19 protein-coding genes are annotated in these 21857 nt (G+C 56.8%); 11 read left to right on the top strand and 8 right to left on the bottom strand.

From position 1 onward, the window contains the following. The first annotated feature begins 58 nt into the window (after positions 1-58). From ACTHO6_RS07110 to ACTHO6_RS07095, 4 genes are all read left to right on the top strand, one after another. Entirely contained in the window at positions 59-883 is an 825-nt protein-coding gene (locus ACTHO6_RS07110) for an aldo/keto reductase (protein ID WP_440240814.1), read from the top strand. 222 nt (positions 884-1105) lie between these two features. Further along, positions 1106-1849: an IclR family transcriptional regulator gene (locus tag ACTHO6_RS07105; protein WP_440240813.1), complete on the top strand. Its 744-nt coding sequence runs from the start codon at positions 1106-1108 to the stop codon at positions 1847-1849. Positions 1850-2026: 177 nt separating this feature from the next. Continuing rightward, a complete protein-coding gene (locus tag ACTHO6_RS07100; protein ID WP_440240812.1) occupies positions 2027-2659 on the top strand; it encodes a TetR/AcrR family transcriptional regulator in 633 nt (210 codons plus the stop codon). 11 nt (positions 2660-2670) lie between these two features. Next, on the top strand, positions 2671-3141 hold the full coding sequence (locus ACTHO6_RS07095; protein ID WP_440240811.1) for a DUF4188 domain-containing protein: 471 nt from the start codon (positions 2671-2673) through the stop codon (positions 3139-3141). A 12-nt stretch (positions 3142-3153) separates the two neighbouring features. On the opposite strand, the gene ACTHO6_RS07090 is transcribed toward ACTHO6_RS07095, so the two are convergent. The 3 genes from ACTHO6_RS07090 to ACTHO6_RS07080 all read right to left on the bottom strand — a co-directional run bounded on the left by ACTHO6_RS07090 (position 3154) and on the right by ACTHO6_RS07080 (position 6624). After that, positions 3154-4761 carry an alkaline phosphatase family protein gene (locus ACTHO6_RS07090; protein ID WP_440240810.1) on the bottom strand — a complete coding sequence of 536 codons (1608 nt, stop codon included), beginning with the start codon at positions 4759-4761 and terminating at the stop codon, positions 3154-3156. A gap of 134 nt (positions 4762-4895) precedes the next feature. After that, positions 4896-6083, bottom strand: coding sequence for an alanine racemase (gene alr / locus ACTHO6_RS07085; RefSeq protein WP_440240809.1), 1188 nt, complete (start codon positions 6081-6083; stop codon positions 4896-4898). A 211-nt stretch (positions 6084-6294) separates the two neighbouring features. After that, positions 6295-6624, bottom strand: a complete 330-nt coding sequence (locus ACTHO6_RS07080) for a DUF3892 domain-containing protein (protein WP_440240808.1) — start codon at positions 6622-6624, stop codon at positions 6295-6297. A gap of 154 nt (positions 6625-6778) precedes the next feature. Between ACTHO6_RS07080 and ACTHO6_RS07075 the strand changes: the two genes are divergently transcribed. The 3 genes from ACTHO6_RS07075 (at position 6779) to ACTHO6_RS07065 (ending at position 11104) form a co-directional block, all read left to right on the top strand. Then, the gene (locus ACTHO6_RS07075) at positions 6779-7426 is read left to right on the top strand and encodes a TetR/AcrR family transcriptional regulator (RefSeq protein ID WP_440240807.1); all 648 of its coding nucleotides are present in this window, start codon (positions 6779-6781) and stop codon (positions 7424-7426) included. Positions 7427-7469: 43 nt separating this feature from the next. Further along, complete coding sequence (locus tag ACTHO6_RS07070) at positions 7470-9200, top strand: ABC transporter ATP-binding protein (RefSeq protein WP_440240806.1); 1731 nt, start codon at positions 7470-7472, stop codon at positions 9198-9200. Between the two features lie 68 nt (positions 9201-9268). Next, positions 9269-11104 (top strand): ABC transporter ATP-binding protein, encoded by a 1836-nt coding sequence (locus ACTHO6_RS07065; RefSeq protein ID WP_440240998.1) that lies wholly within the window; start codon positions 9269-9271, stop codon positions 11102-11104. 139 nt (positions 11105-11243) lie between these two features. Here the strand turns inward: ACTHO6_RS07065 and acnA are convergent, their stop codons facing one another. After that, on the bottom strand, positions 11244-13973 hold the full coding sequence (acnA, locus tag ACTHO6_RS07060; protein WP_440240805.1) for an aconitate hydratase AcnA: 2730 nt from the start codon (positions 13971-13973) through the stop codon (positions 11244-11246). Positions 13974-14285: 312 nt separating this feature from the next. On the opposite strand from acnA, the gene ACTHO6_RS07055 reads away from it, so the two are divergent. From ACTHO6_RS07055 to ACTHO6_RS07045, 3 genes are read left to right on the top strand one after another with little or no spacing between them, the layout of a single operon-like run. Continuing rightward, the gene (locus ACTHO6_RS07055; RefSeq protein ID WP_440240804.1) at positions 14286-16067 is read left to right on the top strand and encodes an ABC transporter ATP-binding protein; all 1782 of its coding nucleotides are present in this window, start codon (positions 14286-14288) and stop codon (positions 16065-16067) included. Further along, the gene (locus tag ACTHO6_RS07050; protein WP_440240803.1) at positions 16064-16738 is read left to right on the top strand and encodes a response regulator transcription factor; all 675 of its coding nucleotides are present in this window, start codon (positions 16064-16066) and stop codon (positions 16736-16738) included. The genes ACTHO6_RS07055 and ACTHO6_RS07050 overlap by 4 nt, the downstream gene beginning before the upstream one ends. Beyond that, the gene (locus ACTHO6_RS07045) at positions 16735-17844 is read left to right on the top strand and encodes a sensor histidine kinase (protein WP_440240802.1); all 1110 of its coding nucleotides are present in this window, start codon (positions 16735-16737) and stop codon (positions 17842-17844) included. Before ACTHO6_RS07050 ends, ACTHO6_RS07045 begins: the two co-directional genes overlap by 4 nt. Positions 17845-17904: 60 nt before the next feature. Here the strand turns inward: ACTHO6_RS07045 and ACTHO6_RS07040 are convergent, their stop codons facing one another. From ACTHO6_RS07040 to ACTHO6_RS07025, 4 genes are all read right to left on the bottom strand, one after another. Next, positions 17905-18930, bottom strand: a complete 1026-nt coding sequence (locus ACTHO6_RS07040) for a ThiF family adenylyltransferase (RefSeq protein ID WP_440240801.1) — start codon at positions 18928-18930, stop codon at positions 17905-17907. A gap of 5 nt (positions 18931-18935) precedes the next feature. Next, entirely contained in the window at positions 18936-19643 is a 708-nt protein-coding gene (locus ACTHO6_RS07035; RefSeq protein ID WP_440240800.1) for a molybdenum cofactor biosynthesis protein, read from the bottom strand. A gap of 98 nt (positions 19644-19741) precedes the next feature. Further along, a complete protein-coding gene (locus ACTHO6_RS07030) occupies positions 19742-20596 on the bottom strand; it encodes an SPL family radical SAM protein (protein WP_440240799.1) in 855 nt (284 codons plus the stop codon). Further along, positions 20557-21102 (bottom strand): methylated-DNA--[protein]-cysteine S-methyltransferase, encoded by a 546-nt coding sequence (locus ACTHO6_RS07025; protein WP_440240798.1) that lies wholly within the window; start codon positions 21100-21102, stop codon positions 20557-20559. The genes ACTHO6_RS07030 and ACTHO6_RS07025 overlap by 40 nt, the downstream gene beginning before the upstream one ends. Positions 21103-21371: 269 nt before the next feature. Between ACTHO6_RS07025 and moaC the strand changes: the two genes are divergently transcribed. Further along, positions 21372-21854: a cyclic pyranopterin monophosphate synthase MoaC gene (gene moaC, locus ACTHO6_RS07020; protein ID WP_440240797.1), complete on the top strand. Its 483-nt coding sequence runs from the start codon at positions 21372-21374 to the stop codon at positions 21852-21854. Positions 21855-21857 lie beyond the last annotated feature (3 nt).

The raw sequence follows: 21857 nt of genomic DNA, 5'->3' as shown, positions 1-21857 counted from the left end.
CTGTGATATACTTTCCTCATAATCCGTACATAAAAAGCGTGAATCGGGAGGAGATCGGATGACAGCACAAATCACAGATCGTTCCGTTTTGAACAACGGAGTGGAAATGCCCTGGCTGGGTCTGGGCGTCTGGAAAGTAAAAGGCGGCCAGGAAACCGTGGCCGTTCGCACGGCGATTGAGGCCGGCTACCGCAGTGTGGACACCGCTGCTGTCTACAGCAACGAGGAAGGCGTAGGCGAAGGAATCCGCCAGGCGGGAATCGACCGCGACCAGCTGTTCATCACGACAAAGGTGTGGAACGCCGACCAAGGCTACGAGTCGACCCTCAAGGCTTTCGACGCAAGCCTGAAAAAGCTGGGTCTGGACACGCTTGACCTGTATCTGATCCACTGGCCGGTCAAAGACAAGTTTGTGGAGACGTGGAGAGCGCTGGAGAAGCTGTACCGCGATGGATACGTCCGCGCGATCGGCGTGAGCAATTTTCACATTCACCATCTGGAGGAGCTGAAAAAGCACAGCGAGATTACGCCTGTGGTCAACCAGGTCGAGTACCATCCGCTGCTCACGCAAAAAGAGCTGCACGCGTATTGCAAGGAGAGAAGCATCCAGTTGGAGGCGTGGAGCCCGCTGATGCAAGGGAACCTCGATCATCCGCTGCTGGCGGAACTGGGACGAAAATACGGCAAGTCGCCCGCGCAAATCGTCATTCGCTGGGATTTGGAAAACAAGGTGGTCACCATTCCGAAGTCCGTTACGCCGGAGCGCATCGTGCAGAACGCGCAAGTCTTTGACTTTTCGCTGAGTGCCGAGGACGTGGAAAAAATCAATGCGCTGAATGAGAACAAGCGCTTTGGGCCCGATCCGGACAACTTCGCTTTCTGACAAACCTCGCGAAACAACCAACGCCAAAAACGCCAAATCAGTAGGGGGCTGTCCCGTATGTCTAGCGAGAGACAACGGGATGTGCCCCTTTTCCGGTGCCTTTGTCTGGACGGGGGAAGATTCGCTCTTTACTATGCTTTTAATTTTTGTATACTGAAAAGTAGATCTTTGTTTCATCAGATGAAACGAACGGAACCAAGTAGGAAGCAGGTGTAAGAACAAATGGATGAACAAAAAGCAAACGTTCGCTCCGTCGAGCGTGCTTTGGATATCCTGCTCTGTTTTACGGACGCCACAGACCTTGGGCTTAGTGAGATATCGAGCCGGCTTTCCTTGCACAAAAGCACGGTGCATCGTTTGCTGGCAACGCTGGAAAACAAGGGGTTTCTCATCCGTGATGTCCAGACGGAAAAATATCGGTTAGGCTTTCGCATTTGGGAGCTTTCCGCCAACTTGACGCATAATGATGATCCGGCCACGCTGCTGTTGCCCGAGATGGAGCGACTGCGGGATTTGGTTGAGGAAACGATCAGTCTGTACGTGCGGGATGGAAACGAGCGGATACGCATTCAGGCTGTCCAAAGTCGACAGCCGATTCGCAGGGTCGCGCCGATCGGGGCGCGCATGCCGCTGGCCGTCGGGGCGTCCAGCAAGGTGTTGGTCGCCTATGCCGAGCCGTATGTGCTGGAGCAAGTCCTGAACGATGCAAACTGGCCGGAATACGTGAATCGGGAAGCGTACGTCGAGCAGCTGGACCAGATCAGAAGACAAGGCTTTGCAACCAGCGTGGAAGAGCGGGAGCTGGGAACAGCGGCAGTCGCGGCGCCAGTCTTCAACCGCAATGGACAGCTGGTGGCATCCATCGCCGCGTCCGGCCCATCCAATCGCCTCACCCCGGAAAAAATGAGCGAGTACGCTCCTTACATCATGGAAGCTGCCTATCGCATGGGAAAAATGATGAAATAGCCAAAAAGCCAACACGCTGCAAGCAGCAAGCGTGTTGGCTTTTTTGTGCTGCCATTCGGGCAACGCAGGCGGCGCCAATGGCTTGAGTAACTTTACTGAGATAAATAACTTTACTCAGGTTAACTAATGTGCTATGATGCTGCTTGGATACAACTGGATAGGGAAAGAGAGGGAACTATGGCGGAAACCATTTCGTTGCGGGAAAAGAAAAAAGCAAAAACAAAGCTCGCCCTGCTGGAAGCAGCACTGGCCCTCATCGGCGACGGAACGTTTCGCAGCGTACTCGTCGACGATATATGCGAGCGGGCGGAAGTATCGAAGGTGACATTCTTTAAGTTTTTTCCACAAAAAGAGGAGCTGCTCATCTATTTCATGAGCGTCTGGCAGGCTCGCTGCTACTGCGAGCTGGTAGCCAACGGGAAGCGCGGCTTTGCTGCGGTGCGCCACGTCTTTTCCATGGTGGCGGAGGAAAGCGGGAAGTATCCCGGAATCATGCTCAGCCTGATTAGCTTTCTCGCCGAGCAAAAAATGCACCCGTCTGTTCCCCCGCTGTCAGAGGCGGAGCTGGCTTTGCTGTTCCCGGACGTGGAGGACAGGGCGGCTATGGGCAGTACGGACTTGCACCAGATTTTTGCCCGCTGTGTGCGGGAAGCGCGCGAGGACGGACAGCTGGCAGCCGATGTCAGCGAGGAGCAGGCTGTCGTGCTGTTGTTCTCCATGTTTTACGGGGCGTATTTGACTGCGCATTTGTTCCGGTCGGACGATTTTATGGCGTGCTATGAGCTTCATCTCAAATCTTTGACCAAGTAGGAGAGATCGCGATGGCAAAAGTAATGCCTGGACGGTACACAGCCACTTTGGAAGGGTCGTACGTGGTGTTCATCATCGGTATGCGGATCAACCAGCTTTGGGCCGTCCACAAATGGGTCCCGATGGCCCGGGCAATGGGTAACATGATGGAGGAGTTGTATCGGCATCCCGAGCTTGGCTTTTTGGGCAGCCGATCCAGCGTGAGCCTGCGCACGATTACCCAGATTCAATATTGGCGTTCGTTTGAGCATTTGGAAAAGTACGCGCATGGCCCCCTGCATCTGAAGGCGTGGAGAGCGTTCAATCAGGCAGTGGGCGCAAGCGGCTCGGTAGGGATTTACCATGAGACGTACCTGGTGGAAGCGGGCCATTACGAGTGTGTGTACGTCAACATGCCTGTTTTCGGTTTGGGAGAAGTGGGAGAGCTTGTTCCCGCAACAGGCAAACGGGAATCGGCCAGACAGCGGATCACCAAAGACTAGAGCGGCATCCGCCTAGTCTTTGGTGTTGACCAGGCGCAGCAGCCATTCCTTGAGGTCGACGATGCGCAGCGACTTCGGACGGGAATCGGTGCCGGTGACAAGCAGCGGGACGAGTGAATCCGCTTCATGCAGCGAGCCGTGAGCGCCGCCGCCGAGATGCATAGGAGAGCTTTCCGCCATCAGCTCGTAGCCGGGCTGCACAGTGGCGATGATGTATCTTCCGGGGTGGGAGTTCATGGCTCCGTACAGCCGGGCCAAAGCATCCGGGTACTTTCCGTACGTGAGCCGCTTTTTGCTCACGGTCATGTCCAGCACTTTCGGATCGCCTGTGACCGTCCATGTCTGTCCGTACTCGTCCTGGAGCGGACCGCCTGGCTTGTACGTCACCCGTTTGTTGCTGCCTCCTGCCGTGATGACAATCGACTGTCCGTCTTTTCGCGCGATCACATCCAGCCGCGGCTCACGCTGTAGCTGCGCGGCGACGGCAGAGAGGGGCAACTGCGGATCGAGCGCGTACACGTACGCCATCCGCTCATTGGCTGCGATGACAATCTGGTCGCTGGTCTGCGGCGGCCGGCTGATCGGGGCGATCCGGTACGGGGCGAGCAAGCCGGGCAAATCAATTGTCGCCGCTTGCCGCTCGTCCTGCACCGCGTTTTGGGCGCTGTCGCCCATGACGATCCAGCGCACCTGCTCCACGGCCTGGTCCCACGAGCCAAATGCATCGAGAATGGTTTGCAGCGCCTTGTCGGCATGTTCAATGCCTTCCATCGTCAGTGGTCCTTTGCCGTGTACCTCCATGTCATTTTCCGGCAAGTACGTGATCGTGAGCGGGGGCAGCCTGTCATGCGCGATGAGAAAAGCCGTCTCCTGGGCGGAAAATTCGTCGTTCATTCCGTATTTGCGCCAAATGCGGGTATGGCGCTTCTGGTTCGGATCGAGCTGGGCAAAAGCGGCGTAAGACAGTAGCTTCGGCCCGGTTACGCGCAATTCTTCCGGCAGCTGTGCGGCAATTTCGATCAGGTGCGGGATTTGCAAGGTATGCTCCGTTTTGCCCCGCCAGACGATCGCATTGATCGAAGCCGAGTCTTTTCCTTGCTCGGCAAGCGCTTCGTGGATCGTTTGTACTTGTGGATTCAGCTGGCTTTGGTTCAACTGCTGAATCGCATCCAAGAGCACCTGCGGCTGGTCGATTTTCATCGCTTCTTTTGGACCGTAGCCGTAATAAACCATCCGCTTTTCTTGTTCGCTGTACCAGGACAGACCCGGCACGTGATGCTGGTCAGCGTAGGTCCCCGTCAGCAAGGTGCTGTCGATCGTCACGGACATCGTGGGGAATGAGCTGACGACTCGGGGGAAGTAGTGCCCCTTTTCCCGCAAAAAGGCCAGGGCAGGAGCACGGCCCTGACGGATCGCCTCCTGCAACGGCTTGTCCATTAACGAGTCGATGAGGATGAGTACAACCGGCTTTTCCCCTGGCGTTGTTTCCGCTTGCTCGGTCAAGAGCGGAGCGGGAAGACTTTTCTCCTGAATGTGCAATTTTTCGCCAGGCTTGCAGCCGCTGAGTGGCAAGCTGAGCATAAGCAACGAAAGGATGGCGGATGTCCACTTCGACTTCATGCTCCCATTCCTTCCATGAATATCGTTGTTTTATTTTTTGCCGCCGCCGCTAAATTATTCCACGAATGCCCTCAGAAAAAATCTCCCCCTCGCGAACCGGCAGACGCCGGGCATGAGGGGGAGAGCGGATGTGGTTATCCTTTTGGCAGCAAATGGGTCATCTCCACGACCTTACCTTTTTCCAAAAACAGGCGAGGAATGCGGTGGCTCAAAGTAGCGACGACCTCATAGTTGATCGTTCCGAGCATTTCCGCAACTTCATCGACAGTAATCTCCGCGGTGTCCTGCTGGCCGTACAGCACGACCTCCTCTCCCTGCTTTGCTTCGCTCTCGCCAACGCCGAGGCTGACCATCAGCTGATCCATCGTCACGCGCCCGGCAATCTGCAGCCGTTTGCCGCAATACAGCACAGCGCCGCGGTTGGACAGTGCACGCGAGTAACCGTCCGCGTAGCCGATCGGAACCGTTCCGATGACTTCCCCTTGCTTCGCTATGTACGTCGCTCCATAACTGATCGTGTACGGCTCTGACTGCATCGTTTTCACGTTGGAAAAACGCGATTTCAAGGTGAGCGCAGGCACGAGCTTGACGCGGTTCAGTTCCTTGATATAGGCCGATGGATACAGACCGTACATGCCGATGCCCAGCCGGATCATATCGGCGCTGTACTCGGGAAAAGCGATGGCAGCGGCGGTGTTGCACATATGCACAGTGGGCAGCTTGAAGCCGTGCTCTTCCAGATAGCGCAGCGCGTTCACGAACAGCTCATGCTGCAGCTTGGTCAACGTGTGGTCCGGCTCATCTGCCGTGGAAAAGTGGGTGAAGATTCCTTTCCATTCCAGATCGGGACTTGCTTCCAGCGCTTTGACGACAGACAGCACGCCTTCTTTTGTCCGAACGCCCAGGCGGCCCATGCCGGTGTCCATGTTGATATGGATAGGTAGGCGGCTGGCAAACGGGGTCGATTTGACGATTTTTTGCGCTTCCTTGATCCATTCCACCTGGAAGGCCGACAACTCGATATTCCAGGCCCCAGCTTCCTTGACGCGGGAGAGCGGAGTAAAGCCCAGGACGAGGATGGGGGCAGTAATTCCCGCCTGCCGCAAGACGATGCCTTCCTCCAGCATGGCGACGGCGAGCGCACTCGCTCCGTACTCCAGAGCGTATCGGGCCACTCCCACGGAGCCGTGGCCATAGGCGTTCGCTTTGACGACGGCCATGATCTTCGTCTGCTTCGGAATATGGCGGCGAATGGCGCGGATGTTTCCTTTGATGGCATCCAGGTTGACCTCAATCCACGTTTCGCGAAACGGTTTCTTCATGACGGGTACCTCCCCAAAAACAAAATGGAAAGCCTTGTTTTCCCTTTGGAAAGAATGTCATGCATACTCTCTTCTCATAAGTATTCGTCTTCCGGGCTACTTAGGCGTGGCCGATTCCAAAGCACCCATAAAAAAACAGTTCGCTTAGCCAACCAGCCTGCCCCTGCAACGCCAAGCGGCGCTCGCCAGCCTGAGCGCTTTTTTTCTGTGGTCAAAAAATGGGCAACTGGTCCAGATTGTTTTCTTTAATACCGTCCGGCTCGCTGCGCAAAATATCCCGTCCGTATTTGTGAAACACGTCTACGTGCGCAAGTTGTCCCGCTTTTGCTTCCTGCAAGGCGGTGACGTAATCCAGCTCCCGCCCTTTGTTTGTGCGAAAGGCGATCAAGTCCCCGTCATCGTTTTTGCGCACGGCGACGATCTGCTCTTTGTCTGAATCAGGCGATAGGACTTTTTTCGCTCCTGCGCTTTCCTGCAACGTTTGCTGCTCGCCTGCCGCTTTGTAGTCGGCGTAAACTTGCTCAAAGCTTTTCTCGCTCATCACGGAATCCCTCCTTATGCATAAGGTGGCTCAAGGCGGGAGAGAACATGCATTCGTTTGAAACCAAGGCCCGACATTCGCCTCTTGACACTGGCTGGCAGGAGACTTATAGTTTGACTGACACGAAAGTCAATGAAAAAGGAGGGAGCAGCTCGTGCCTCGCTCAAAGGAGCAGAATGAAGAAATCCGCGTCCAGCGCAAAGAAGCGATCATGCAGGGCGCCCTTGCTGTTTACGTGGAAAAAGGATACGCGGCCGCAGACATCAAGGACGTCGCGCTGCGTGCCGGCGTGGCCAGAGGTCTGGTGTATTACTACTACAAAGACAAGCGCTCGCTGTTTCGCGATTTGTTTGCGCATATGTTCCAGCTCTCCAACAAGCACACCCGCCATCATTTTTCCCAGGCGGGAACGGCGGGAGAACTGTGTCGGCAATTCGCGCACGGCATGTTCCACAATCTGTTTGAAAGCTCCTTGCACGTCATGTTCTTTTTCCGCATGCGGCACGACTTGCGCGAGCTGTTCACGGACGAAGAGCTGAAGACGCTGATGTGGCACGACAACAATTTGCAGGTACTGGTGGAGACGTTGCGCCGGGGGATGGAGACAGGCGAGATTCGCCGGATGGAGCCGGAGCTGCTCGCGGAGCAATATTGGGGAGCCATGATGCACGCCATGGGTTTTTTGCAGCGGAAAAAAAGAAGCTTGCTCGCGGAAGGACACGACATGGAGCAGGTCAAGCAGCTGCTCGCGCCGGACATCGAGGCGGCGACAGAATCGTGCGTCGCGATGATGCGGGCGTGAGGGCAGCCGCCACCGCAGCCTATCAAGCAAGAGGAGGATTTGTTTGCTGAAATTATTGCGTTTTTTGCGGCCATACCGCTCGATGGTCGTCATGACGATGTTGTTTATGTTGCTGCAATCGCTGGCGAATTTATATTTGCCAAACCTGATGTCCCATATCGTCAACGAAGGGATCGTCAAGGAAGACACGGCCTATATCTGGAGAACCGGAGGCTGGATGCTGCTCGTATCCGCCGTTGCGGCCGCTTTGTCCATCGCCGCCAGCTACCTGGCTTCCCGCTCTGCTTCCGGCTTTGGCATGCGGCTGCGCAGCAGCGTATTCAGCCACATTGAACGGTTTTCGTTGCAGGAGTTCGACAAGCACGGGACGGCCTCGCTGATTACCCGGACGACGAATGACATTACGCAAGTCCAGCAAGTGCTGAACATGATGCTGCGGATGCTGGTGATGGCGCCGATGATGTGTTTTGGCGGAATTATCATGGCGCTGTCGAAGGACGCGGAGCTGTCTCTCGTCATCATCGTGGCGATTCCGATTTTGGCCTTGGCGATTTTTTGGATCGGCTCAAAAGGAATTCCCCACTTCCAGGCGATGCAGGGCAAAATCGACAGGCTGAACCTGGTGCTGCGCGAGTCGTTGACCGGAATCCGCGTCGTGCGGGCGTTCAACCGGATCGAACACGAGCGGGAGCGGTTTGACCGCGCCAATGAGGATTTGACGGCGACGGCGATCAAAGCCAACCAGATCATGGCGGGGATGATGCCTGCCATGATGCTGATGATGAACGTCACGTCGATTGCCATTATCTGGTTTGGCGGCTTGCGGATCAGCGCCGGACACATGCAGGTAGGCGACCTGATGGCCTTTTTGCAGTATGCGATGCAAATCTTGTTTTCGCTGATGATGGCGTCGATGATGTTCAGCATGGTGCCGAGAGCTTCGGCTGCGGCAGCGCGCATTCACGAGGTGCTCGCGACCGAGCCGATCATTGCCGACAGGGAGCAGCCTGATTCATCTGGCGCGGGAAAAGGCGGGCAAGTCGATTTCGAACAGGTGACGTTTCGCTATCCCGGCGCAGAGAAGCCTGCGCTGTCTGAGCTTTCTTTTACTGCCAGATCCGGTCAGGTGACGGCGATCATCGGAGGGACAGGTGTGGGGAAAACCACGCTCGTCAGTCTGATCCCGCGCTTCTATGACGTCGAGTCCGGCAGCGTGCGCGTCGGTGGCGTCGATGTGCGCGAGTGGCCGCAAAGCGAGCTGCGTTCCCGCATCGGCTTTGTTCCGCAAAAGGCGCTGCTGTTTACGGGGACGATCGCGGACAACATCCGCTACGGAAAAGAGGAGGCGACAGACGAGGAAGTCCGCCATGCCGCAAGCGTGGCGCAGGCGGCCGAGTTTATCGCGAACATGCCGGACGGGCTGGATACCGTCCTCGCCCAAGGCGGCCAGAACCTGTCAGGCGGGCAAAAGCAGCGCCTCTCCATCGCCCGTGCACTCGTCCGCAAGCCGGAGGTGTACATTTTTGACGACAGCTTTTCCGCCCTCGACTTCAAGACAGATGCCAACCTGCGGGCTGCCTTGAAGCAGGAGACAGGGGGCGCGACGGTCATCATCGTCGCGCAGCGGGTCAATACCGTGATGGACGCCGACCAGATCATCGTGCTGGAGGAAGGCAAAGTGGCAGGGATCGGTACACACCGCGAGCTGCTCGCCACCTGTAGCGTGTACCAGGAGATCGTTAAATCCCAGCTAACGGAGGAGGAAATCGCATGAGTGAAGGCCAACCACGTCCTCCCCAGGGAAGACCGGGAGCGGGGCCAGGGCCGGGAGGGCAGCGTCCGATGGGCTTTGGCGGGCCGGGGATGCTGACGATGCCCGGGCAAAAGGCCAAAGATTTCAAAGGCACGCTGCGCCGCCTGCTCGGCTATTTGAAGCCGCATCGCTTTCGGCTGTTCATCGTCTTTGTGACGGCAGCGGCAAGCACCGTCTTCGCCATTCTCAGTCCGAAGCTCTTAGGGGATGCGACGACGACGATTTTTGCCGGGTTCATGGGCAAGTTGAAGGGAGTGCCGGGCGCAACGTTTGACTTTGGCGCTATTTGGCAAATCATTTTGACCCTGATCGGGCTGTATTTGTTCTCCGCGCTGTTCGCTTATATCCAGCAGTATGTGATGGCGAAAGTCGCGCAAAAGACCGTCTATGCGCTGCGCAAGGAAGTCAACGAGAAGCTGGCGAGACTGCCGCTGAAATACTTCGACGAGCGAACGCACGGCGAAATCATGAGCCGGGTCGTCAATGACGTGGATACGATCAGCGGCACGCTGCAACAAAGTCTGACGCAGATGATAACCTCGATCATTACGCTGGTCGGCGTCATTGCGATGATGCTTTCGATCAGTCCGCTGATGACGGTCATCTTGCTTGTGACCTTGCCGCTCAGCGCCGTGGCGATCAAGCAGGTGGCGTCGCGTTCCATGCCGCACTTCAAAGGGCAGCAGCAGGCGCTCGGCGAACTGAACGGACACGTCGAAGAGATGTACACGGGCCACAGGATCGTCAAGGCGTTCGGCCGGGAGAAGAGCGCCATCGAAACGTTCGACGCGATCAACGAAAAGCTGTACCAGTCTGGCTGGAAGGCGCAGTTTATCGCCGGAATCATGATGCCGCTGATGATGTTCGTCGGCAATATCGGCTTCGTGCTCGTCTGCGTAGTGGGCGGCGTGCTCGTTACGCGCGGCAGCATCGCCATCGGGGATGTGCAGGCGTTTATCCAGTACGCCCAGCAGTTTTCCCAGCCGATCACGCAGACGGCAAACATTGCCAACATTATTCAGTCCACGTTCGTCTCGGCGGAGCGCATTTTTGAAGTGCTCGATGCGCCGGAGGAAGAAGCCGATGCCGCTTCCGCCGCTGTCTCAACCCGCATGCAAGGGCATGTGAGGTTTGAGCACGTCTCGTTTGGCTACAAGGAAGGCGAACCGCTCATCACGGATATGAATCTCGACGTGAAGCCAGGCATGACGGTCGCCATCGTCGGTCCCACTGGCGCTGGAAAGACGACGTTGGTCAACCTGCTGATGCGCTTTTACGAGATTGACGGCGGACGGATTACGATTGACGGCCGCGATATTCGCGACCTGCCGCGCGGCGAGCTGCGCAGCCAGTTCGGGATGGTGTTGCAGGATACGTGGCTGTTCAACGGCACGATCAAGGAAAACATCGCCTACGGCAGAGCGGGGGCGAGCGAAGCGGAGATCGTACGGGCGGCGAAGGCCGCACACGCAGACCATTTTGTGCGGACCTTGCCGGAAGGATACGAAACGGTGCTGAATGAAGAAGCGTCGAACATCTCCCAGGGACAAAAGCAACTGTTGACCATCGCGCGGGCGTTCCTCGCCGACCCGGCCATTTTGATTCTGGATGAGGCGACGAGCAGCGTCGACACCCGGACAGAGCTGTTGATTCAACAAGCGATGGCGGGACTGATGAAGGGGCGCACGAGCTTTGTAATCGCCCATCGCCTCTCGACGATTCGCGACGCCGATCTGATCCTCGTCATGAACAACGGAGCGGTGATCGAGCAGGGCACGCACGAAGAGCTGCTGGCGCAGGGCGGTTTCTACGCGGATTTGTACAACAGCCAGTTTGCGCGGGGCAGCGAGACACAGATCAGGTAGCGAGGATAAGGAAAAAGCCGGGCGGCCAAGGAAAGCGGGAAGCCCGGCAGCATGACAGAAAAAAAGGGCAGACTGCCGAGACACTCGGAGTCTGCCCTTTTGGGTGGGTGCTGTTTCGAACTTGTTTGGTTTTGTATGCTTACGCGTTTACTGGTTTGCCTTCGTCCAGCAGCTGGCGCAGAACGGTTTGCAGAATACCGCCGTTGCGGTAGTAGTCAACGTCTACCATGGAGTCGAGACGAACGATGACGTCGAACTCGAACTTGCTGCCGTCTTGGCGGGTTGCTTCTACTTTCACGCGCTGGCCTGGTTGCACATCGTCGGAGAGACCCAGAATGTTGAAGGTTTCTGTACCGTCGATGCCCAGGGACTTCCAGCTTTGGCCGTCGGCGAATTGCAGAGGCAGAACGCCCATACCTACGAGGTTCGCACGGTGGATACGCTCGAAGCTTTCTGCGATTACCGCTTTGATGCCGAGCAGGAACGTACCTTTTGCTGCCCAGTCGCGGGAAGAACCTGTACCGTACTCTTTACCGGCCAGTACCACGAGCGGAGTACCGTCTGCTTGATACTTCATGCAAGCATCGTAGATGGACATGACTTCGCCGGTTGGCAAGTATTTGGTTACACCGCCCTCTGTGCCAGGAGCCACTTGGTTGCGGATGCGGATGTTGGCAAATGTACCGCGCATCATCACGTCATGGCTACCACGGCGAGCGCCGTAGGAGTTGAAGTCTTTGCGCTCTACGCCGTTTGCTTGCAGATACAGACCCGCAGGGCTAGTAGGCGAGATGTTACCGGCTGGCGAGATGTGGTCCGTTGTCACGGAGTCGCCAAACAGAGCGATTGCTCTGGCAGCCACGATCTCATCGATGGAGCCGATGTCGCCAGTCAGGTTTTTGAAGAATGGCGGCTCCTGGATGTAGGTGGATTTTTCATCCCATTCATACAGGTCGCCAGTTGGAACGTCGATTTTGTTCCAGGCTTCGTTTTGCGTGAATACTTGACCGTACTCGGTACGGAACAGGTCTGGGTTCATCGCTTTCCCCATGGCTTCCGCGATTTCTTGCGGAGTTGGCCAGATGTCTTTCAGGTAGACAGGCTGACCGTCTTTGCCAGTACCGATTGGCTCGGTTGTCAGGTCGATGTCTACCGTACCCGCCAGTGCGTAAGCGATCACCAATGGAGGAGAAGCGAGGTAGTTCGCTTTTACCTGGGCATGGATACGGCCTTCGAAGTTGCGGTTACCGGACAGGACCGCTGCTACCGTCAGGTCTTGCTCTGCAATTGCTTTGCTGGTTTCCTCTGGCAATGGACCGGAGTTACCGATGCAAGTGGTGCAGCCGTAGCCGACTACGTTGAATCCGAGCGCATTCAGCGAATCAATCAGACCAGCGTCTGTCAGGTATTGCGTAACGACACGGGAACCTGGAGCCAGGGAGCTTTTCACGAAAGGAGGCTTTTTCAAACCTTTTTCCACTGCTTTTTTGGCCAGGATACCTGCACCCAGCATGACGCTAGGATTTGATGTATTGGTACAGGACGTAATCGCAGCGATGACGACAGAACCTGTTTTCAGCGTAGCGGTTTCCCCGTTCGCATACGTAACCGGTGCGCTTGCGGCGATTTTCTCTTCGGAGAGACCGAAGCCGCCTTTGTCGATCGGTGTGCGCAGGCTGTTGTTGAAGGATTCCTTCATCGCAGTCAGTTCTACGCGGTCTTGCGGGCGTTTTGGACCAGCCAGGCTCGGTACGACGGTGGACAGATCCAGTTCCAATGTCTCGGAGAAGATCGGGTCTGGCGTGTCGTCGGTACGGAACAGACCTTGTGCCTTTGTATATGTTTCTACGAGGGCGATCAGATCTTCGCTGCGGCCTGTTTGGCGCAAGTAGTTGAGCGTTTCAGCGTCTACCGGGAAGAAGCCCATGGTAGCACCGTACTCAGGAGCCATGTTGGCTACAGTAGCGCGGTCAGCAAGTGAGATGTTGGACAGGCCAGGACCGTAGAACTCCACGAATTTCCCGACTACGCCTTTTTTGCGCAGCATTTGCGTAACAGTCAGCGCGAGGTCGGTTGCAGTCGCACCGGCATTCAGCGTACCAGTCAATTTGAAACCAACGACTTCTGGCGTTACGAAATACAGCGGTTGGCCGAGCATGCCTGCTTCTGCCTCGATACCGCCAACACCCCAGCCGAGAACCCCAAGACCGTTAATCATGGTAGTGTGGGAGTCGGTACCTACGAGAGAGTCAGGGAAGGCAACCAGTTCGCCGTCTACTTCGCGGGTCGCGATGACAGTCGCCAGATACTCCAGGTTTACCTGGTGAACGATACCCGTAGCTGGAGGAACGGCACGGAAGTTGTCAAACGCTGTTTGCGCCCAGCGCAGGAAGCGGTAGCGCTCTTGGTTGCGTTCGAATTCGAGCTTCATGTTGTTGTTCAGGGCATTCGCGTTACCGAAGTCGTCAACCATGACGGAGTGGTCGATCACGAGGTCAACCGGTACGAGCGGGTTGATTCGTTTTGGATCTCCGCCAGCGCGCTTCATGGCGATACGCATTGCAGCCAGGTCAACGACAGCCGGTACACCGGTGAAGTCTTGCAGGACGATACGAGCCGGCATGAGCGGCACTTCTTGGTTTTCGTCGCGGCCTTTTGTCCAGTTCGCCAGTTGTTGTACGTGTTCTTTTGTGATCGCGCGGCCATCGAACTGACGTACGGCGGCCTCAAGCAGAACTTTAATCGAGAACGGCAGCTTGGAAACGTCGCCGATTCCTTGTTCTTCCAATCCTTGCAGGCGATAATAGGTGAAAGACTTGTCGCCTACTTGTAGGGAAGATTTCACTTTGTAAGCATCTTGTTTAGCCAATGTATACAACCTCCCTATTGTCACTTGGGGTTTCGTCTGGTGAAACGCGGTTTCGTTTCTCTTATTACGCATTTATTATACTCGATTTGTTGCTCGTCTTCTACCCCAAATTCATCATTTATATACAAAAATCATGGGAGAAAAAATAGACCTGCTTGTATGCCTCTGTATTTAATGAAGGAAAAAAATCCAGACTTCATGTATTATCCCGTTTATATTTCGTTTACATTCATTCGCTATGGTTCTCTTGTCAGCAAAAAAGGGGCAGAAGAAAGAAAACGCGCCTACGTATAGAAAGAAGGAGGAAAATAGATGAGAGCACAACCTGACGACAAGCGGGCAACACTGGGCAATTGGCGCCCGTTTTTTCAATTAATCAGGCAGACCAAGCCGTCCAAGCTGAAAATCGGGGTGGCGCTGTTCATGAGCGTGGCCACGACACTGGTCAGCCTGGCCGTTCCCCTGTTTACGAGAGACCTGGTGGACAGCTTCACGCTCTCCTCGATCAGTCAGGGTCAAATCGTGCTTCTGCTGGTCGCGTTCATCGCGCAGGCTATTGCCAGCGGACTGTCCATTTACTTGCTCAACCACGTCGGCCAGAGCATCGTCGCAGCTCTGCGGGACCGGTTGTGGAAAAAGCTGCTCGTCCTGCCTGTCTCCTATTACGACAACCATCGGACAGGAGAGACGATCAGCCGGATGACGAACGACACAGGCGTCGTCAAAGGACTCATCAGCGACCATCTCGCCAACTTTTTTACCGGCATCATCGCGATTATCGGCTCCGTGGCCACTCTGCTTTACCTGGACTGGCAGATGACGCTCGTGATGCTCATCGCCGTTCCGCTCTCGGCGGCCATTCTCATGCCACTGGGCAGACAGATGTACAAGATTTCCAAGGGGCTACAGGATGAGACGGCGCGTTTTACGACGATCATGAATCAGGTATTGTCGGAAGTGCGGCTCGTCAAGGCGTCGAATGCGGAGCCGCACGAGTACGAGGCAGGGAAAAAAGGGATTGCCAACCTGCTTCGCTTCGGCTTGAAGGAAGGCCAGGTACAGGCGATGATCGCGCCATTGATTTCGTTTGTGCTGATGGTGTTACTCGTCGTCATTATGGGCTACGGCGGAATGCGCGTGGCGTCGGGAGCTCTCTCCGCTGGTGAGCTTGTGGCCTTTATTTTGTACCTGGTGCAAATCATCATGCCGATGGGGCAATTCACCCAATTTTTCACCCAGCTGCAAAAAGCGATGGGCGCGACAGAGCGAATCATTGCGACACTGGAGGAGCCGGAGGAGGATCATCAGAGCGGACGGACGGTGCAAAATGCCGCCTTGCCGCTTGTGGTGGAGAACGTGAGCTTTGCCTATGAAAACGGGGAACCCATTCTCGAAGACGTCAGCTTCACGATCCCGGCCGGGAAGGTAAGTGCGATCGTCGGGCCTAGCGGCAGCGGCAAAACGACCTTGTTTGCCCTGATCGAGCGCTTTTACAAGCCGCAAAGCGGCGTCATCAGGCTGGGCAGCGACCCGATCGACACGTTTTCCCTGGCGTCCTGGCGCAGCCAAATCGGCTATGTTTCACAAGAAAGCCCGCTGATCGCCGGCACGATCCGGGAAAACATCTGCTACGGCATCTCCCGCGAGGTGACGGAGGCAGAAGTAAAGCGGGCTGCTGCCATGGCGTACGCAGATCCGTTCATCGCCGAACTGCCGGACGGCTACGAGACGCAGGTGGGCGAGCGGGGCGTCAAGCTCTCCGGCGGACAGCGCCAGCGCATCGGCATCGCCCGCGCCCTGCTGCGCGATCCGCACATTTTGATGCTCGACGAGGCGACGGCCAGCCTCGACAGCAAATCGGAAATCATCGTGCAAAAAGCGCTGCAAAACCTCATGAAGGGACGCACGACGATCGTCATTGCGCATCGGCTGTCGACTGTGGTGGACGCGGACCAGATCATCTTTTTGGAAAAAGGAAAAGTTACGGGCATAGGGACGCACGAGCAGCTGTTTGAATCGCACGACATGTACCGGGAGCTGGCCAGCCAGCAATTGCTGAGAACAGAAGGGACAGAAAGGATGCTGAGGACATGACCAGAATCATGATCGTGGATGACGACCCGCACATTCGCGAACTGGTGCGCGTCTTTTTGCATAACGACGGGTTCGAAACCGTCGAGGCGGAGAACGGGGTCGAGGCGCTGGAAAAAATGGAGTCGTCCGGTGCGGACCTGGTCGTGCTCGACATCATGATGCCGCAGATGGATGGCTGGGAGCTGTGTCGGCAGCTGCGCGCGCATTACGATATCCCGCTGCTCATGCTGACGGCCAAGGGCGAGACGGCGCAAAAAATCAAAGGGTTCGAACTGGGGACGGACGACTACCTCGTCAAGCCGTTTGAGCCTGCGGAGCTGGTGGTGCGGGTAAAGGCGCTGCTCAAACGCTACAAGATCGCAGCGTCGCACAAAGTACAGGCGGGACGGTTGCAGCTCGATCGCAAAACGTTTGAGATCGTGCAGGACAACCGTTCGTGGACGATTCCGTTAAAAGAGTTCGAGCTATTGTTCAAACTCGCAAGCTACCCGGGCCAAACGATCCCGCGAGAGCAGCTGATCGAGCAAATCTGGGGCTTCGACTTTGAAGGCAACGAGCGGACGGTTGACGTGCATATCAACCGCTTGCGGGAGCGCTTTCCGGAAGGGGAGTACGGCTTTCGGATTCGCACCGTGCGCGGACTCGGCTACCGCCTGGAGGTAGACAAATGAGCAGAACGCCAGATCAACAGCCAAGGCACAAACAAAGGCGAGAGCTGCCGTTGCACAAGCACATCGGGTGGAAGCTTTTTGCGACGGTCGGGATCGTTGCTCTGCTGATCGCCTGCGGGGCAGCGGCTTACTGGAGCGCAGTCGTCTTTTACCGCTTTACGGGGCTTGCGCCGGGCGATTTTGTGCAGGCGCTGGTCCACACTGTCGCGAGCTTTTTCTTTTTTATTCTCGCCGGCTTCACGTTCTCCCACTTTATCCGCCCGCGGCATGTCGAATTGTTTCAGATGCTCATGGACGCCTTGAGGCGCATCGCCAAGGGCGACTTCAACGTCAACCTGGATGTGAAAATGGAGCGTCAATGGGGGCAGCTGGTGGAGGGCATCAACCATATGGCCGAGCAGTTGCAGGCGATGGAGCAGATGCGCCAGGAGTTCATCTCCAACGTTTCCCACGAAATCCAGTCGCCGCTGACCTCGATCAGCGGATTTGCCCGCGCCCTGCAAAACGAGAGCCTGAGCCTGGCGGAGCGTCGGCACTATCTGGAGATCATTGAGACGGAGAGCAAGCGTCTGTCCAAAATCAGCGACAATCTGCTGAAGCTCACGGCGCTGGAAGGCAGGCACCATCCGGTCGAGCGCAAGCGCTATCGGCTGGACCACCAGCTGCGCAACATCATTTTGGCCTGTGAGCCGCTCTGGCTGGAAAAAGAGATCGAAATGGAGATCGAGCTGGAAAAAGCGGAAATCGTCGCAGACGAAGACATGATGAGCCAGGTGTGGAACAACCTGCTCAGCAACAGCATCAAGTTCACGGAGCCGGGCGGCACAATCAGCGTCAAGCTGCGCGCGCTTGCCGGGGGCGTGCAGGTGCAAATTTCCGATACGGGCATCGGGATCGCAAAGGAAAATCTGGAGCGGATTTTTGAACGCTTTTTCAAGGAAGACAAGTCGCGCAACCGCGCCAAGGGCGGCAGCGGTCTCGGGCTGTCGATCGTGAAAAAAATTCTCGATCTGCATCAGGCGACGATCTCCGTGCAAAGCGAGCAGGGGCGGGGGACGACGTTTACGGTTACGTGGATGGGGGGCTATCATGAGACAAGACCTTGAGGACCGACAACCCTCAAGGTCTTGTTCGCATGGGCAATGGTTGGTTTGCGCGGTTTTCGTCTACGCCCCAATGTACTTCGCATGCAGCGAACGGGCCACGCTGAGCTCATCCGTTCCCTGGACGAGCACGCGTCCGTCCGGGAAGGCGACGAGCGTGTACGAATCGACATGAAAGCGGAGCAAAAATTTGTTTTGCTCCAGCTCCCCGAGCGGAGCAAGTCGCTCTGCCAGGGCGTCCAGATCGAGAGTGGCAGAAGCGCCCGGCGAGATTTGCACCGTGTTTCGCCCGCAGAGCGAAACCGCTTGTCCCTCCAGTGTCTCCGGCTGCAAAAACGCATACTCATGCTTGCCGCATGTCGGACAATCGCTGCGCCGGGCATTTGCCACCTTGATTTGCTGATGGCGATTTTGCCAGATTTCAAAATGCTCCAGGTTCGGATTGAGCGCATCCGTTGCCCCGACCAGCAGCTTGAACGCTTCCGTCGCCTGATAGGAAGCGACGATATGGATGATCGGACCGATGACCCCCGCGGTATCGCAGGTCGGCATTTCCCCCGGATTCGGCGCCTCGGGGAACAGGCAGCGCAAACATGGCGTGACGCCGGGGCGGATGGTCGTAAACGTGCCCGTCGCGCTCACCGCGCCGCCGTACACCCAGGGAATTCCGTGCTTCACGCACACGTCGTTGACCAGATAGCGCACCTGAAAGTTGTCGGTGGCATCCAGCACGAGATCGACGTCGCGCAAAAGCTCCTCGGCGTTGTAGGCAGACAGATCGGCGACGATCGGTTCAATCGTGACCTCCGAGTTGATTTTCGTCAGCTTGGCATGCGCCGCGATGGCTTTTGGCAAATGCTGGGCGGCGTCTGACTCGTCGTAGAGCATTTGCCGCTGCAGGTTGCTCGGCTCGACGAAATCGCGGTCAATGAGGCGAACAAAGCCTACTCCGGCGCGAACCATATGATTGGACAGCACCGTGCCGAGCGCCCCCATCCCGACGATGGCGACGCGGCTTTGCAACAGTTTTTCCTGTCCGCTCCGCCCGATCGGATGAAACAGAATCTGGCGGGAATAACGTGTATCCAAAGCGGTTACTCCTCCTTTCCTTCGTACGCCGCAAGCGGATTCCAAGGGCCCTGCTGATGGCCCTTCCATTCGCTGCCGTCCTCCCAGATCTCTTTTTTCCAGATGGGGACGATTTGCTTTAGCCTTTCGATGGCGTAACGGCCGGCTTCAAAAGACTCGTTGCGGTGCGCCGTTGCCACTGCGACGACGACGGCGATCTCCTCTGCGGCCAGGTCGCCGATGCGGTGGTGCATGGCGACCTGGGCGCCGGGCCAGCGCTGCTCGATCTCGGCAGCCACCTGCTTCATTTTTTCTACAGCCATCGGTTCGTACGCTTCATAGGACAGGTAGACCGTGCGCTGTCCGTGCGTAAATTCGCGAACGGTTCCGACAAACGTCAGGATCGCGCCCGCATGCGGGTTGCTCACCAGCCTGACAAGCTTGTCCGCAGACAGCGGCTCCCGGGTAATCGCAAAGCGAGGTACTTCTTCGCCGCCGCTGACAGGAGGCAGGAGGGCGATTTCGTCTTCCGGGCTGATAACGCGATCAGGAGCAGCGTACTCGTGATTCAGGGAGACAAAACAGCTGTCGACAAGCGGCGCGAGAGCCGGATACTGCGCTTTCACTGCTTGCAGCAGGTCGCGAACGGTTGCTGGCTCCGGCAAAGTCAGCCGGATCTCGCGAGTATGTGCCCGCTCGGCCAGTCCGGCAAACAACAAGATGGTAATGGTCAATGCAATTCCTCACTTCTGATTGGAATGACAGTTGTCTATGGCTTGACGATATCACAATCCGCCACAGATGCCAATGCGCGGAGGGGTTCTGTGCGGGCCTAGGGTGCGAAGCCTTTTTGGCTTATGAACAGCTCGTCTTCTGCGAACACGCGCAGCAGGCGATCGTAGACAAGCCGATAGGCGTCCGGCTCCGCCCATTGCTCCAATCCCAGCTCGGCAAAAAGCGAGGGGATTCCGTTTCTCTTCGTCCGCTTGCCGCCGCTGCCGTCGCCCATGTAAAAGTCATCGAGGCAAACCCGCTTGACCAGTGGCCGCAACAGGGCGGGAAAAGCCTCGCTGCTCGGCAAGACAGGCGCGATCGCCACCTGCGTCGGGACTCCTGCGGCTGCCAGCTCCCGGAGTGCCCGGAGCCGTGCGGGAATGGGAGGGGCCTGCGGGGAGAAATGTCTGCGAATTTCCTCCAGGTCGGTTTCCACCGTCATGCTGACGCGTACCCGCTGTCCGAGGCGCAGCAGCAAGTCCAGATCGCGGGTGACGAGCGGGCTGCGGGTCTGGACAAGCAAAAAATCGGGCGGATGCTCTACCATGACCGCAAGCAGGGAGCGCGTCACTTTTTCCCGATATTCAATGGGCTGGTAAGGGTCTGTGCTCGACGACATGAAGATGGAGACGGTTCCTTTCGCTTTAGCCCGCTGCAGCTCTTTGGCGAGCAGAGCGGCAGCATCCGTTTTGATATCGACCCACGTCCCCCAGTCTTGCCCGCGAAACAGCGACACGGGCATTTGCCGCACGTAACAGTACGAGCAGGCGAATGAGCAGCCGATGTACGGATTGAGCGAATGCGTGTAATCGGTCAAAAATCCGCTTCCTTTATGGAGCAGCGTTTTTGGCTGCCTGGAAAAGAAAGTGACGTTCACGTTGATCCCTTCTTCGTTTTTTCGTTGGGGAAACATTCTTTTTCCAGCGCGAGCAGTTCCGACTTCATGTCCAGGCCGCCGCGATACCCGGTCAGGCTGCCGTTTTTGCCGACGACCCGGTGACAGGGGACGGCCAAAAGCAGCGGATTGGCTCCGATCGCAGCACCTACCGCTCTGACGGCGGCGGGCTTTGCGATTTGAGCGGCAAACGCGGAATAGGAAGTCGTCTGCCCGTATGGAATTTGGCGCAACGCCTCCCAGACCGCGAGCTGAAACGGCGTGCCTTCCAGATCGAGCGGGAACGAAAAGCGCTGGCGCATCCCTTGCCAATACTCGCGAATTTCCGCCGCATAAGGGGCGAGCAGCTCGTGATCCTGCACGGCCACATAGCGGGGCCTGCGCCGGGCGAGCCAATCGGTCAGCTCCTGCAACGAGCCGTTCCGGGAGCCGACGAAGCAGAGTCCCTTGGCTGTCGCGGCGAGATACAAGCTCCCCTTTCTCACGGTTACTCTCGACCAGTGTACATATGGTTTCTCCCTCATTTGCGCAAACGCCTCCCAAACCTAAGCTTTTCCAGCACTTGCTGGCTGTGGTACGCCCAGTATACCGTCGTCACCGTATTTCCGTACGGATTTGCCAGTAGGAGAGCAAGATTGTGAAAGAAGAGCCGCGAGCCGCAGCCATGGGTAGAAGCGATGTTTCCATTGCTTTTCCCAGGCCGCGGGAGTAAGGTAGGAGTAGACAAAAGACCGATTTCAGCCGGGTTTTTTGACCGGTTGCAGGTCGCGCGAGAGGGAGGACGGATAGTCGCATGAACGATCAACTGACGCATTTTAATGAACAAAACCGCGCGCGGATGGTGGATATCTCGGAAAAGGACAACACAAAGCGGGAGGCTGTGGCAGAGAGCAAAATCGTCATGAAGCCGGAAACGCTCGCCCGCATTCGCGAAGGGCGGATCGAAAAGGGAGATGTGCTGGCAGTCGCACAGGTAGCAGGTGTCCTGGCAGCGAAAAAAACGTGGGAGATCATCCCGATGTGCCATCCGCTGCCTTTGACCGGAATCGACATTCGCTTCGCTTTTGAAAACGAGACGACGCTGGCCGTTGAGGCCTGTGTGCGAACGACCGGGAAGACGGGCGTCGAGATGGAAGCCTTGACCGCTGTCAGCGCCGCTGCTCTGACGGTGTACGATATGTGCAAGGCGATGGATAAAGGAATGGTCATCGGTCCGACTTGCCTGGTGAGCAAAACGGGCGGAAAAAGCGGCGATTTTCGCCGGGGAGAGAACTAGACC

The organism is Brevibacillus sp. SAFN-007a (assembly GCF_051967035.1).
In the GTDB taxonomy this organism is placed as follows: domain Bacteria; phylum Bacillota; class Bacilli; order Brevibacillales; family Brevibacillaceae; genus Brevibacillus.
This window is presented reverse-complemented; position numbering and strand designations above follow the sequence as displayed.

Coding starts and splice junctions, on each gene's coding strand:
- ACTHO6_RS07110 (WP_440240814.1), top strand. CDS start 59: ATGACAGCACAAATCACAGATCGTTCCGTTTTGAACAACGGAGTGGAA.
- ACTHO6_RS07105 (WP_440240813.1), top strand. CDS start 1,106: ATGGATGAACAAAAAGCAAACGTTCGCTCCGTCGAGCGTGCTTTGGAT.
- ACTHO6_RS07100 (WP_440240812.1), top strand. CDS start 2,027: ATGGCGGAAACCATTTCGTTGCGGGAAAAGAAAAAAGCAAAAACAAAG.
- ACTHO6_RS07095 (WP_440240811.1), top strand. CDS start 2,671: ATGGCAAAAGTAATGCCTGGACGGTACACAGCCACTTTGGAAGGGTCG.
- ACTHO6_RS07090 (WP_440240810.1), bottom strand. CDS start 4,761: ATGAAGTCGAAGTGGACATCCGCCATCCTTTCGTTGCTTATGCTCAGC.
- alr (WP_440240809.1), bottom strand. CDS start 6,083: ATGAAGAAACCGTTTCGCGAAACGTGGATTGAGGTCAACCTGGATGCC.
- ACTHO6_RS07080 (WP_440240808.1), bottom strand. CDS start 6,624: ATGAGCGAGAAAAGCTTTGAGCAAGTTTACGCCGACTACAAAGCGGCA.
- ACTHO6_RS07065 (WP_440240998.1), top strand. CDS start 9,269: ATGGGCTTTGGCGGGCCGGGGATGCTGACGATGCCCGGGCAAAAGGCC.
- ACTHO6_RS07055 (WP_440240804.1), top strand. CDS start 14,286: ATGAGAGCACAACCTGACGACAAGCGGGCAACACTGGGCAATTGGCGC.
- ACTHO6_RS07050 (WP_440240803.1), top strand. CDS start 16,064: ATGACCAGAATCATGATCGTGGATGACGACCCGCACATTCGCGAACTG.
- ACTHO6_RS07045 (WP_440240802.1), top strand. CDS start 16,735: ATGAGCAGAACGCCAGATCAACAGCCAAGGCACAAACAAAGGCGAGAG.
- ACTHO6_RS07030 (WP_440240799.1), bottom strand. CDS start 20,596: ATGTTTCCCCAACGAAAAAACGAAGAAGGGATCAACGTGAACGTCACT.
- ACTHO6_RS07025 (WP_440240798.1), bottom strand. CDS start 21,102: ATGAGGGAGAAACCATATGTACACTGGTCGAGAGTAACCGTGAGAAAG.
- moaC (WP_440240797.1), top strand. CDS start 21,372: ATGAACGATCAACTGACGCATTTTAATGAACAAAACCGCGCGCGGATG.